Here is a 13,695-nt window from a genome sequence, read left to right on the forward strand (position 1 = left end):
CTACTGAACCGAACGGCGGATGGAAGGCGAGCCCCGATGTATCTGCGGAGCATAATGAGCTCCCCGGGCACCATATCCGGCGTAGGGTGAAACGACAGCACGTGTGGCAGCACCGGCACTGCGCTTGTCGTTGGCGACAAATTTCTCGAACGTGTATTCCTCACCGGCGTATGTCAGGATACGGCGCACGATTGATTCGCGACTGATGGTACTGTAATAGGGTATGTCATTATTCATACAGCTGTTTTGCTCTGAACGCCATACCCCGCGATTGTGCATGAACCCTCCTTCGAACACGTCTACAATGTCACTATAACGGTCGTCAAAGATGAGATGACTCCAGGGCACCTCGTGCATCTTGCCCGTCAGGGCCAGGTTGTCATACCAACCATTGGCTTTCGCCACATTGAAGGCTTCGACATGTCCGCAACAAGTACATGAACAGAAGTCTATGAATTCGTTGTGATAGATGTATTCATCACCCAGTTTGCCAAAGCCATGTCCACCAGCCTCATGCTGGATGACTCCGCGTGCATCATACGGGTAACCGTAGTCGCTCATGGGACAGAACGCAATGGCAGAACCGTCATCCCACATCTGGCAGATGCCGCCGTAATCGGTCGTGTTGGGAGTCATCACAATCAAGGTCCGGTTGAGATTGTCCCGGGTTACCGGAGTGCGCATGTCCACCACATACTGGAACACGGCATCATAGTCGCACCGCAAACCGACTCCTCCCGTGAACGTCGTCCCAAACTTGGAGTAACGGATTGTATTGACCGTCCCGATTCCACTCTCCGGAGAGAGGGCGATGGCCGTATAGACGTTGAAGTAGTCGCAATAGGTCGTATAAGGCTCGATGGCGAAGAAATGTTCCACCTGCTCTTTCATGGCTTTCAGGTAATCTCCGCGCGCAATGTCTTCTGCGTTGAAGCCATCTCCCAGGAAGACCAGATTGACCCCGTTCCCCTTGGTCGCACGCTGCAAGGTGACCACTTCATCTTCATCATATTCATAGTCATACTGGGAAACAGTGCATCGGGCGGTATAATCCTTGTCCGTCAGACGGAAGACAATCTCGCCGGTGCGCTGTTGTGCACCTCGGTTCATGGCATGGATGGTCAGTGTCAGCTCGGTCTTTCGGTTGCCTGACGTAGCAGACAGGCTGCACCAGTCCGGCATGGAGTCCACCGTCCACTCGCCCTCGGAGTCAATCACCAGCGTACGCTTGCACTCGGTATTGATAGCACAAGCCAGTGCAGGACGGCACACCAGCTCATGATGAGCCGTGATGCGTTTGAACTCACTCCATCCCGGTTCTGCCTGATACTGTTGCACCGACGACTCGGGCACCTCCACGGCAAAGTTGTCCTTGGGCACCCCGTCAAAGGCTTTCCCCTGGACATAAGGCGGAACGGTCCCCTTGCAAACGATACTGCCCAGTCCGGTACACATATAGAACGCATTGTTCATGATGCTCTCCACCCCGGCAGAGAAGACAATCCCTTCAAGTCCCTTACATTCATAGAAGGCATACTGCCCGATGGTCAGTACCTCTTCCGGAATTTCCAGTATCCCCGACAAACGCCAGTTGGAGCCCCCGTCCGGACTTCCGAACACATAGTTTCCAATGGAACGGAGCCTCTTCGGCAAGACGAGCACGCCCGAAAAGTCGCATCCGTCAAACACATAGTCATTGAGCACCAGCAAGTCTTTCGGCAGGACAAGCTCTCCCTTGAAATGGCATCTGCTGAATGCATGCTTGCCGATGGTGGTGATGCCGTCATGCAGTTGCAGGGTCCCGTCAAAGCCACAACGTTCGAACACGTTGTCCATAAGAGTCGTCACGCCTTGGGGAATCTCCAGGCTGCCGGTCAGTCCGGAACAATCGGCAAACGCATAATCGCCGATGTGTTGCAAGTTCTCCGGCAGATGCAGGCTGCCATACAGATTGGCACAGAACTCAAAACAGTTGTCGCCAATGTACTCCAGCCCGGTGGGCAGTTTCAGCTCACAGGCAAACTTGCAATTCTTGAACGGACCGCCATACCAATACTTCTCCTCCCCGTGCCCCAGCCGTTTCAGCGTAGAGGGCAGGGTGAGTGTCCCCGTGAGCGACTGGCAGTCTACGAAAGCACCGGCATAGATATCCGTCACACCCTCCGGAATAGTCAACGAACCGGAAAGGTTCTTGCAGTCTTCGAAGGCGGCACAATTGATTACTTTCAGGCGGTCGGGCAGAATCAGGCGGTACAGGCTCTCCTTGCCTCCCAATGCCCCTTCGGGTATCTCGTCCTCATCGTACGTACGGCGTTGCAAGGCACCCGAACCATAGTGGAGCAACGTGTCCGTACGGGCTATCTTGACCTCTTTCAGGTTGAGGAACTGCAGATAGTCCATCGAGTCGCGCATGAAGTAAAAGTCCACTCCGTTTATCTCACCGGTAATCTTCAGGTTACGCAGTTCACGAAAATCCTTATTGGCAGCAAGGATGGCCTCCCGCAAATGCCCCGCTTCCGAATCAATGATGATGTACTCCTTCGCCGTCGCATCATGCGAAGCAAGGTCCGCCTCCCACGGCGTGACGGACTCTCCCGTCAGTGTGAACACATACTCTCCTGCCGGACTTTTCTTGTCCACCCGGATGGTGAAGTTATGCATCCTGCCGGCCTGATAAGTGAAATCGTCAGCCTTCTTAAAGGTATAGTTGACTCCACCGACAGTCAGGACGAACAGCTCCTTCCCGGCAGGGACCGTCTGTGGAACGACAATGGCGCGGTATTCACCCCCGTGAGTGTAAGGGATGGTTCCAGTCTCTTCGGGGTCCCCCACGGGGGTCACCGTCCCCGTAGCCAGGTCGATGGTTGCATCGCGGACGGTATTCTTCACCAGCACCATCTTTTCCAGCCGCTCCCATTCACCGTCTGCAAAGCCCTCTCCTTTTGCCAGAGTCACGCGGGCATTACTCATGCGGTGACGGAGTGACAGACGGATGACCTTCTCCGTCGGAGCAATCTTCTCGGCTTTTCCCCAAAGGAAATCACTGGCTTCATAACCTCCCAGTGCCCCTCCTTCGGCCGCACGCGACTGGTCCTTCTGTACCGTAAACTCGTACGCATTGACATCCCCGGGGGAAGCAAACGGATAATAGCCATAAATGTCGACGGGAGTATGTTCGTCCTTCCAATAGATGTCGTAGGCAGCATCCCAACGGTAGGCAGCCTCATCAAATGTATGCTTTACATTGGTGGCACGGTTGCCGGCGTCCTGCAAGATTCCGGGGACATTCCCCTGGTAATCGACGACATACACGCCCATGACGTCACCGTCACAGAAACCGCCGTCGTCCACACGCGTCAGTGCCAGCTGGTCAATCTCTCCTGCCAGGGTAATCGGCACTCTTTCTGCCTGTCCCGACAGGACCGTCTCTTCCTTGCAGGCGGACAGCCCGCCCAACAGGACGAGACAGAGAATCCCCATATAATGATAAATGATGTTCTTCATAGCTTGTATTCTTTCTGTTCATCCGATGTTCATTCAGCCACTCCCCCGTGGTCCACTCCGTCGTCTTCCCAACCGCCGATGCCCACATTGATTCCATTACTTGTCTTGTTGACCGTGATGGTGAAGGTATGGCGATAGCCGGAACGGAAGGTCATCTCGGAGGGCTGTTCCCCCTGCGTCAGGTTATAATCCTTGCCGTCGACGGTGATGGTCACCAACCCTTCCACGGCAACCGTCTGCGGGACAACGAGTGCCTTGTAGCCCGCTTGTTCTTTCAGCGGACGCAAAGCCTGCGGTTTACCGTTTGCCACCACCTTCCCTGTCGCCAGGTCGACAGACGCGCGTGTCTGCAATCCGTTGAGCGTTACCGTCACATCGGCCGCCGCCAGGCTCTCCTCCGTAAAGCCATTTCCGGGTTTGACCAGGATGTGTGCCTGGCTGAGCACATGATTGACCGCCACACTCACGGCACGGTTCGTCGGAGATACCCCGACGGCTTTCCCCCACAGGAAATACCCCGACTTATAGCCGGCTGGTGTCGACTGGTCGGCAGGGACGTCCACTGTCAGGTCATGCACAGAAACCGTCTGCCGATAAGGATAGTATACATAAAAGTCCGCCTTGGTCCGATTGTCCGACCAATAAATCGGTTCGTCAGGCGTCCAGGAACCGCCATAGCTGAAACGCATGTTGTGCACATGGTTGCCGGAAGGCTGCAACGCGCCCGCCTGTCCCTGGTCGTAATTCACCACAAACACACCGACGGCATCTCCCGCCTCAAAGCCGTCGTCAGTTGCCCGCGCCACGGCATAACCTGTCGAAGAGCAGTCCAACGCAATGGGCAGGGGTTTCTCAGGTTCAGGTTCCGACGGTGGAAGAATCTCGTCAGTTCCACCTCCTCCCGATGAGCAGGCTCCCAGCAGCAGGCACATTGCCACCGTCTGCATACAATTTGTTATTCTTTTCATAAAGGTTCTTTTCTGATGAGTGGATGACAAAAGTAGCAAACTATCGCACGACGGTCAACTTTTAGTAAGGTTCAATTAAGTCCAAACATGAAAATAGCTCCACACAACCCAGTTCCTCTCCCAACCCAACACAAAGGTTTAACCCAATAACCCTGGGGGATTGACCCGATAAGCCCTGGGGATTGATGGACCAAAGTATTATACTTAGGCACCCTAAGTATTATACTTAGCCTACCTAAGTATAATACTTTGGTCTGTCTAAGCCGGGGTTTAATCCGGTCTATCCCGTACTTTAGTCTGCCAAAACCCCAGGCTTGGTTTATCAAACACTTACGTTTCCCCTGCCAGAGCCCTGTCTTTGCCGCGTCAGACCACAGAGACCGGCTCTCCCAACGCACCATTCAAGCCCCGATCGGTCATTAGCCGTCGGGTAGATTGCTCTGTCCCCTGAATGGTCTAATGAGCAAGTTGGATTAAATAAATTACCCCTTCTCTGCATTGCCGAAAGCAAGAGAAGGGGTAATCGGAATCGTACTATTTGTAAAAATCATTTCAGCTGGAGGGCAAGTCTTCCTTCATATAATGAGCAAAGCCGTATGCTGAGGACCTATCGGCATATCCTCCGACACTTGACGAAGAAGCTTTGCTGTGTTCACGCAGACTGCGCTGCCGTTCATTGTCGCGGGCATACTCACGCAGAGTTTTTTGTTCGCCTGGCTGGTACAACGAGCTTTCCAGCACCACATAGTCGAGGATGTTGCCAACCGGAGTCAGGTGGGGCAACAACTTCTGATCCAACAGTCCACGGAAGGCTCCTTCATATTCGCAGCAGACCTTCCCGTCACGTTGGAAAATACGATAAGTGAAGTTCGACCATGCCGTGTGGATGACAATCTCTTTGGGCAAGACTTCTGCCGTTGCCGACAAATCGTAAGCATGGTCTTTGATTCTGATGATTTTCTTGCCGGGCAAGCATTGAATCTCCGTTGCCCAGAAGTCGGAGTTGGAGAGTTGATCGACGATGTCACTCAAACTCTCTCTAATTACAAACTGAATTTTCATGGCTCTCGCCTTTCTGCAAGGACTTTATTATGGCATTAGACATATCTCTGATGTAAAAATAAAAGAGAAAAGGATGTCTTGAACTTTTCATTACCATCTTTTAACAAAAAGAAGACAATAGGCATACAAATCAAGACAAAATGACAAAGGCAGCGCCCAATGAGCCATAAGATATTTCAAAAAGAATACAATTACATGACAACAATCCGCCTCATTCAAACCGGATGGACTTGGCCGGATGGATACGTGATATCAGATAGGAAGGACCTATCAGGATGGCTACCGAAATAATCAGCGTAGCCACATTCAGCAGCAGCCACAAGCCCACATTGAAATGAATGGGAACCGCGTCCAGGTAATAATTCGCAGGATCGAGTTTTATCCAACGGAAGTATTTCTGCGAAAGGCAGAAGGCAAGGGCTATGACATTCCCCCACAGCATGCCTTTGCCGATAATGAACGTCGAAAAGTAGAGAAAGATTTCGCGGATGGAACGATTATTGGCACCCAGTGCCTTCAAGATACCAATCATATTCGTACGTTCCAGGATAATGATTAACAATCCGGAAATCATCGTAAAACCTGCCACTCCCAGCATCAGGACCAGAATGACCCAGACGTTGACATCCAGCACGTCGAGCCAGGCGAACAGTTGGGGGTTGAGGTCGCGAATCGTCTGTGTGAAGTAGGTGTTTCCATAGCGGTCCACCAACGTATCAACCACTTTGCCCACATCGTAACGCATGTCCTCCAACTTGTCATAATCGGCAATGGAGACCTCGATGCCGCTCACCTGGTCCGGCTGCCACCCGTTCAACCTGTTGACCGTATAGAGGTCGCCTATCAGGAACAATTTGTCGTACTCGGAAAAGTTCGTTTCATAGATGCCGGCAATCTTCAGCCGACGGGCACGCACGTTGTCATTGATATAGTAGGTATAGATGGCATCTCCCAACTTCAGCCGGAGCTTGTCAGCCAGCAAACGAGAAATCAGCACCTGATTCGATGCCGCACTGTCGGTAAATGCCGGTATCTCTCCTTCCAGCAGGTAACGTCGGTAGAAATCCATCCGGTATTCACCGGCAACACCCTTCAATACCATCCCCTGGAAACTGTCATCGGTCTTGATAATGCCCGGCTTCGTGGAGAAACGTTGCACGTGCGACACACCGGGCACATCGGCCAACCGATGCAGCAGGGTGTCATTTGCCGAGACGGGATAGGTCTCATAGGATTGTGTTCCCCGGAAATTACTGATTTGAAGGTGAGAGCCGAACCCAATGACTTTGGAACGCACCTCATCCTTAAACCCGATGACCACACACACCGACACCAACATGATGGCAAGTCCCAGCGACATGCCAATCATTGCAATGCGGATGGCAGGTTTCGCCACCTGACGTTTGTTTTCGCCTTGGGCATAGATGCGTCGTGCCAGAAAGAATTTATAGTTCATCGTTCTAGGAGTTTCTTACGTCGCACAAAATAAGGAAGTTTCCCGTAAAAAAGAAAGCCCCGTCCCGGTTTATTTGCAGCTGTCCGCTCACTCCGTCCTCCCGGGATAAGCTTCCAACGCCTTGTGAAGTACAAACAGGGCACGAATCAGGTCTTCTTTCTTCAAGACATACGCGATGCGCACCTCGTTGCGTCCGGCTCCGGGTGTCGTATAGAATCCGGCAGCCGGCGCCATCATGACGGTCTCTCCTTCATAAGAGAAATCAGACAGGCACCAGGCGCAGAATTTCTCGCTGTCATCGACCGGCAACTTGGCAACCGTGTAAAAAGCACCCATCGGGATGGGCGAATAAACCCCAGGGATACGGTTCAGTCCGTCAATCAGGCATTTCCGACGTTCCACATATTCATCATATGTATCACGCAGGTAATCCTCGGGAGTTTCCAACGAGGCTTCGGCAGCAATCTGACCGATGAGCGGAGGACTCAGGCGGGCCTGACAGAACTTCATCACAGCCTGACGTACCGCCTTGTTCTTTGTAATCAGGGCACCGATGCGGATACCGCATTCAGAGTAACGCTTCGACACGGAGTCGATGAGTACCACATTGTCCTCGATGCCTTCCAGATGACATGCCGAAATATAGGGGGAACCGGTATAGATAAACTCCCGGTACACTTCATCGGAGAAAAGATAAAGGTCATACTTCTTCACCAGATCACGAATCTGGTTCATCTCCCGACGTGTATAGAGATAGCCCGTCGGGTTGTTCGGATTACAGATCAGGATGGCTTTGGTCCGTTCATTGATCAGCTCTTCAAACTTCTCTACTTTGGGCAACGCAAAACCTTCCTCGATGGTCGTCGTGACCGTACGGATCACAGCTCCCGCCGAAATGGCAAACGCCATGTAGTTGGCATAAGCCGGTTCAGGTACAATGATTTCATCTCCGGGATTCAGGCAGGACAGGAAGGCAAACAGTACGGCTTCCGACCCACCGGTCGTGATGATAATGTCGTCGGCATCCAGATGAATGTCAAAACGCCGGTAATATCCCGTCAGCTTCTCACGGTAACTGCGATAACCCTGACTGGGACTGTACTCCAAAATCGTACGGTCAATGTTGCGAATCGCATCCAAAGCAACTTGGGGTGTAGGCAAGTCCGGCTGTCCGATATTCAAATGGTAAATGTGGGTTCCGCGCTGTCTGGCTGCCTCAGCAAGAGGTGCCAGCTTTCTAATCGGAGATGAGGGCATCTCCGTTCCTCGTATAGATATTTGTGGCATGATACGATTCTGATTGTAACTGATGTTATTGATGTCCGTTATTGGTGTGCAAAGATAAGGGCTAACGGCTAATCGGGCAAACAAAACCCTGATTTTTGTTCTTCCGGGCAACAATAAGACAGGAGAAAGCACTGTTTCCTGTCAAAAGTGCACAACCCATACCGGACCATGATGCACCGTTCTTCCGCTACCGTTCACTTCCACTTCTTTCTCTTCAGGTAAAGCGCTACGGCAACCCCCAGCACCAGCATGATGCCCCATGCCAGCAGATAGCCATACCGCCAATCCAGCTCCGGCATCCACTTGAAGTTCATCCCCCACACTCCCGCCAGGAAGGTCAAAGGGATGAAAATGGTTGAAACAACCGTCAGACGGGTCATAATGTCATTCATCCGCAAATCATTGTTCGAAATATAAAGGTCCATCAGGGACGAAAGTGTCTCCCGGCAACTGTCTATGGTCTGCACAACGTACAGCAGATGGTCGTTGACATCATTGAAGAAGGCACGGTTATTCTTCTGCAACAAGGCCGAATCGGAATGCAACAGTCTCGAAAACTGTTCTTTCAGGGGGTAGACCGTCTGCTTCATCACCAGGTATTGTTTCCGCAAGAGACGAATGCGGATACCCGTATCCCGGTCGTCGGCGTTCTCGAACAAGGCAGACTCCAACACCTCCAGGTCATCATCAATGCGTGAGACCACCGACACATAATTGCCCACTAGGCTGTTGAACAGGACACTCAACAGGAAGTCACTGTTGCGCTCACGGACTTTCAGGATATTGCCACGGATGGCCTGCACTACATCGTCAAAGAAACGGTTCTCCTCCTCCATGAATGTCAGTACAAAGCCATTGCCCTGCACCAGACATAGGTGGGTCTGACGGATGTCCCCGTCCTCCTCATCAGTAGGAACAGCCGACAATTTGCTGATGACCACATTGTAGGATTCACGTTCTTCTATCTTACTGGGATGCCCGACATTGAGGATGTCCTGCATCGTGAGGAAGCTTATCTGGAAATGGGCACATACCCGACGCACCGTCTCCGTATTACGCAGTCCGTGGATTTGCAGCCAGTGGATGCGTCCGGGAAGCAACTTCTGCTCAATGGAAGCAAAATCGTCCGCCGACGTTTCTTCAAAACTCTTGGCATCGTAGGTACACAGATGGAAATGCGTAGGTGTTTCACTTTCGCCGTTATACACCAGATGTTCACTCAACAGATTGTTCTTCATAGCGTCTAAAACCATTTAATCCGACGGAATACAATGAATGTCAAAGCTGACAACAGGACCGAAGCGGCAACGATTGCCACGAAGGCATGGGGAAAACTGTCCAAATGAATGTCTACGTTCATCCCATAGAAGCTGGCTATCAATGTCGGAATCATCAGCGTAATGGAAAGGCTCGTCATGCGTTTCATGATGGCATTCACATTGTTTGAGATAATCGATGCAAACGCATCCATCGTCCCCGTGAGAATGTCGCTGTAGATGTTGACCGTACTGTTTGCCTGCCGCAACTCGATCAGTACATCTTCCATCAGTTCCACATCGAGGAAATCCGTATCCTGAAAAATGGACTTCAGGCGCCCGATCATCACTTCGTTTCCACGAATCGAGGTATTAAAGTAAACCAATGTCTTCTGCAACCGCATCATACGCAGCAGGTCCTCATTGCGGATGCTTCTTTCCAGTTCCTTTTCCGCCTCATTGACATCGTTGTAAATCTGCTTCAGGTATTTCAGGAACCAGACCGCCGAGGAGTAAATCAGGCGCAGAATCAAATCGAGCTTATTACGTACGAAAACATTCTTACGACGTGTATGCTCGATGAAATCAGGCAACATCTCCGTGTGATAATAACAGACCGAAACAATGATGTCATTGTTCGTCATGATGCCGATAGGTACTGTCGTAAAAGGAATCCCGTCCGGTGCGTCATGCACGGGGACCGGTATACGCAGGATGGTGAGCAACCAGTTGTCCTCCATTTCCGTACGGGGACGTTCATCCGTATCAGCCACATCGTCCAAAAAAGATTGGGGAACATGCAATGTCTCGGTGAGAAACTTGAAGTCTGCCTGGTCCGGGCATACTACATTCACCCAGCTATTGGGTTGCCATTCGGTTTTTTCCACAAAACCGGCCGACTCGCAATAAAGATATTGTCTCATCTTATAGCCTCCTTTCATTTCATTCCGCAAAGGTCCGGTTTACCTCCAGACGAGAAGCTGTCCCTCCTTCTTGTAAACCGAAGCTCACGAAAGCTCAATCATTCATAGTTCTGTTCGGCAGTGCCGTCCTTCCCATGAATGATTTAAAGGAAAAGCCCTGCCGATGATTAATAATCTGTATTCTGTTCTCGCGAATAAGGGTCGTCCATAAAGTCTGACTTGTTAAAACTGCCGCAAAAGTACGTAAAATCGTCGGATTCTATTTCGCAGGAAAACCTAAAATTATTTGTTTCCGGAAGGAGTGTCTCCCTTAAGTACCGGCAACGCCCAATGATACTTCACAGCCAGGATGCGTGCCATGAAGACACTCACACCGCTCACCAGCTCGGTCACCGTCATCGCCAGTCCCAGCCAATGACACAAGCCGTAAACCAGCCCCCCGATGACACAGGCAATGGCATAAATCTCCTTACGGAAAATCAACGGGACCTCATTGATAAACACATCCCGGATGACACCGCCGGCAGCTCCGGTTATGGTACCCATGATAATTGCCACCCACAACGGGAAATGAAGCGCCAAGGTCTTCTCTACTCCCACGACGGTAAACAAAGCCAGACCGATGGTGTCAAACAGAAAGAACGTGTTCTGCTGACGGATGAGGAACTTCCCGAAAAGGATGACACCAACAAGCGCCAGGGCGGAGCAGATCAGGTAAATGGAATTTGTCATCCAGAAAGGAGTCACGTCAAGCATCAGGTCACGGATGGTTCCGCCGCCAATAGCGGTCGCCACGCCCACGACATAGGCACCAAACCAATCGAACTGTTTGGCAGAAGCAAGTCGGATGCCACTGATGGCGAAAGCAAAGGTCCCGATGAACTCAAGGACCTGCACAAAGGTAGGTATGTACATCATGTTTAGTTGCAGTTAAAAAAGAATCAGGATACTACATTCACGGGGGCACCTCTCAAGTATTGCTTCAGGTTGGTTACAGCCTGCTCCATCAATCGTGTACGGGCATCGAGCGTTGCCCAGGCAATATGAGGCGTAATGTAACAGTTGCGGGCCGTAAGCAACGGGTTATCCCCGGCAGGAGGCTCGGAAGAAAGCACGTCGAGACCGGCGGCATAAAGCTTACCCGCGTTCAACGCGTCTGCCAGGTCCTGTTCGTTAATCAGTTGTCCACGTGCCGTATTAATCAGAATAGCCGTAGGCTTCATGGAATTGAGCAAGGCAGCATTGACCATGCCTGCATTATCAGCACGCAAAGGACAGTGCAAGGTCACGATGTCACATTCCCGGAACAATACTTCCAGCTCCGCTTTGGTAGTCCCTGCCGGCAGCCGGTTGATGTTCGCCGAAGTACATATATAAATCTCCATGCCGAACGCTTTCGCCAGTTTCACCACCGCCCGTCCGATATTGCCCATTCCAACAATGCCGATTCGCTTGCCGGCCAGTTCCACCAACGGGGTATCCCAATAACAGAAGTCCCCTTTCGCTTGCCATACACCTCGCCGGTTCTGTTCCGTGTAGTGCGAGATATCATACAGGATGTTGAAGATATGTGCAAAGACCGCCTGCGCCACAGAGTCCGTACTGTAGGCAGGTATGTTGGTCACGGTAATACCATGACGGGCTGCGGCCTGAATATCCACCACATTATAGCCTGTTGCCAACACACCAATGTATCGCAAGGAAGGCAGGTTATCCATGATGTCGGCATCCAGAACCGTTTTGTTTGTAATCAGTATTTCGGCTCCCTTCGCCCGTTCCAACACCTCTTCCGGCCGGGTGCGGTCATAAATCTTACATAGTCCCAACTCTTCAAAACCCTGCCATGATAAATCACCGGGATTGAGGCAATAACCATCTAATATAACAATGTTCATTTCAAATTCTCCGTTTTATGTTTGTTACTTGCTTGCATCCTCCGGGAGGGAGGAGCAGTCGTTTATTTATATTTGTCACCCCATAAAGCCTGCATCCGGTCTTTCAGCTTTTGTTCAGCAGCATTGGCCTGCGGTTGCCACAAGCGTGCCTCTGTCAACTCATCGGGCATGAACTGTTGCTTTACGAAGTGTCCCTCATAATCATGGGCATATTTATACCCGTCCCCATACCCCAACTGCTTCATCAGTTTGGTCGGCGCATTGCGCAAATGGAGCGGGACAGGCTGATTGCCGGTCTGACGCACGAGCTCCAATGCACGGTTGATTCCTTCATAAGCAGAATTACTTTTGGGACTGGTAGCCAGATAAACCGTCACTTCCGCCAAAGGAATACGTCCTTCAGGCCATCCGATTTTCATCACCGCTTCAAAAGCCGCATTGGCAAGCAACAGTGCATTCGGATTTGCCAAGCCGATATCTTCCGCGGCGGAAATCAGCAAGCGCCGGGCAATAAAGGCAGGGTCCTCTCCCCCCTCAATCATACGTGCCAGCCAGTACAACGCTCCGTCGGGATCACTGCCCCGAATGGACTTGATGTAGGCAGATATGATATCGTAATGCATCTCGCCATCCTTGTCATAGGCCAGCGGGTTCTGCTGGAGACGTTCCACAACTTTCTCGTCAGTGATGACCACCGGTTCGTCTGAATCTGCTTCAACGACCAGTTCCAGGATATTCAGCAACTTGCGTGCATCTCCCCCGGAATAACGGAGCATGGCATCGGTTTCCTTCAGCTCGATGGCACGTTTGGAAAGTTCCACGTCCTGCGTGACGGCACGGTGCAGCAACTCCAGCAAGTCCTCTTTCTCCAACGACTTCAGTACATAAAGCTGGCAACGCGACAGCAGCGGTCGTATGACTTCAAACGAAGGATTCTCGGTCGTCGCCCCAATCAGTGTGATGACCCCTGTCTCTACTGCGCCCAGCAACGAATCCTGCTGCGATTTGCTGAACCGGTGAATCTCGTCAATAAACAGAATCGGACTCGCCTGCGAAAAGAACCGTCCGTTCTTCGCACGTTCGATGACGTCACGGACATCTTTCACACCCGACGTCACCGCACTCAATGTGTAGAAAGGTGTTTCAAGTTTATGGGCAATGATTTGTGCCAACGTCGTCTTCCCCACCCCGGGTGGTCCCCACAAGATGAACGAGGAGATACGTCCGGAGTCAATCATCTTGCGCAAAATGGCTCCGGGGCCTACCAGATGTTTCTGCCCTATATATTCGTCCAAGGTCTTTGGACGCATACGCTCTGCCAATGGTTGCATGTCTCAGTTGGTT

The 13,695-nt window shown here is 51.5% G+C and carries 10 protein-coding genes; all 10 read right to left on the minus strand.

The features are described from left to right. The 10 genes from M3087_RS07560 to M3087_RS07605 all read right to left on the minus strand — a co-directional run bounded on the left by M3087_RS07560 (position 1) and on the right by M3087_RS07605 (position 13,682). Entirely contained in the window at positions 1 to 3,504 is a 3,504-nt protein-coding gene (locus tag M3087_RS07560; RefSeq protein ID WP_249094771.1) for a fimbrillin family protein, read from the minus strand. Between the two features lie 29 nt (positions 3,505 to 3,533). Further along, the gene (locus M3087_RS07565) at positions 3,534 to 4,472 is read right to left on the minus strand and encodes a fimbrillin family protein (RefSeq protein WP_249094773.1); all 939 of its coding nucleotides are present in this window, start codon (positions 4,470 to 4,472) and stop codon (positions 3,534 to 3,536) included. A 552-nt stretch (positions 4,473 to 5,024) separates the two neighbouring features. Continuing rightward, entirely contained in the window at positions 5,025 to 5,534 is a 510-nt protein-coding gene (locus M3087_RS07570; RefSeq protein ID WP_022385776.1) for a hypothetical protein, read from the minus strand. Positions 5,535 to 5,745: 211 nt separating this feature from the next. Next, positions 5,746 to 6,990, minus strand: a complete 1,245-nt coding sequence (locus tag M3087_RS07575; protein WP_249094777.1) for an ABC transporter permease — start codon at positions 6,988 to 6,990, stop codon at positions 5,746 to 5,748. Positions 6,991 to 7,077: 87 nt separating this feature from the next. Beyond that, complete coding sequence (locus tag M3087_RS07580; protein ID WP_249094779.1) at positions 7,078 to 8,277, minus strand: pyridoxal phosphate-dependent aminotransferase; 1,200 nt, start codon at positions 8,275 to 8,277, stop codon at positions 7,078 to 7,080. Positions 8,278 to 8,471: 194 nt separating this feature from the next. Next, positions 8,472 to 9,515, minus strand: coding sequence for a magnesium/cobalt transporter CorA (gene corA / locus M3087_RS07585; protein WP_249094780.1), 1,044 nt, complete (start codon positions 9,513 to 9,515; stop codon positions 8,472 to 8,474). 5 nt (positions 9,516 to 9,520) lie between these two features. Beyond that, positions 9,521 to 10,456, minus strand: coding sequence for a magnesium transporter CorA family protein (locus M3087_RS07590; protein ID WP_249094782.1), 936 nt, complete (start codon positions 10,454 to 10,456; stop codon positions 9,521 to 9,523). Positions 10,457 to 10,738: 282 nt separating this feature from the next. After that, positions 10,739 to 11,365 (minus strand): trimeric intracellular cation channel family protein, encoded by a 627-nt coding sequence (locus tag M3087_RS07595; protein WP_249094865.1) that lies wholly within the window; start codon positions 11,363 to 11,365, stop codon positions 10,739 to 10,741. 32 nt (positions 11,366 to 11,397) lie between these two features. After that, entirely contained in the window at positions 11,398 to 12,351 is a 954-nt protein-coding gene (locus M3087_RS07600) for a D-2-hydroxyacid dehydrogenase (protein ID WP_249094785.1), read from the minus strand. 62 nt (positions 12,352 to 12,413) lie between these two features. Next, complete coding sequence (locus M3087_RS07605) at positions 12,414 to 13,682, minus strand: replication-associated recombination protein A (protein WP_106485076.1); 1,269 nt, start codon at positions 13,680 to 13,682, stop codon at positions 12,414 to 12,416. Positions 13,683 to 13,695 lie beyond the last annotated feature (13 nt).

This window comes from Mediterranea sp. ET5 (genome assembly GCF_023337025.1).
Lineage (GTDB): Bacteria > Bacteroidota > Bacteroidia > Bacteroidales > Bacteroidaceae > Phocaeicola_A.

What these genes read in the sequence shown, in the direction of transcription:
- M3087_RS07560 (WP_249094771.1), bottom strand. Translation starts at nt 3,504, where the DNA reads ATGAAGAACATCATTTATCATTATATGGGGATTCTCTGTCTCGTCCTG.
- M3087_RS07565 (WP_249094773.1), bottom strand. Translation starts at nt 4,472, where the DNA reads ATGAAAAGAATAACAAATTGTATGCAGACGGTGGCAATGTGCCTGCTG.
- M3087_RS07570 (WP_022385776.1), bottom strand. Translation starts at nt 5,534, where the DNA reads ATGAAAATTCAGTTTGTAATTAGAGAGAGTTTGAGTGACATCGTCGAT.
- M3087_RS07575 (WP_249094777.1), bottom strand. Translation starts at nt 6,990, where the DNA reads ATGAACTATAAATTCTTTCTGGCACGACGCATCTATGCCCAAGGCGAA.
- M3087_RS07580 (WP_249094779.1), bottom strand. Translation starts at nt 8,277, where the DNA reads ATGCCACAAATATCTATACGAGGAACGGAGATGCCCTCATCTCCGATT.
- corA (WP_249094780.1), bottom strand. Translation starts at nt 9,515, where the DNA reads ATGAAGAACAATCTGTTGAGTGAACATCTGGTGTATAACGGCGAAAGT.
- M3087_RS07590 (WP_249094782.1), bottom strand. Translation starts at nt 10,456, where the DNA reads ATGAGACAATATCTTTATTGCGAGTCGGCCGGTTTTGTGGAAAAAACC.
- M3087_RS07600 (WP_249094785.1), bottom strand. Translation starts at nt 12,351, where the DNA reads ATGAACATTGTTATATTAGATGGTTATTGCCTCAATCCCGGTGATTTA.
- M3087_RS07605 (WP_106485076.1), bottom strand. Translation starts at nt 13,682, where the DNA reads ATGCAACCATTGGCAGAGCGTATGCGTCCAAAGACCTTGGACGAATAT.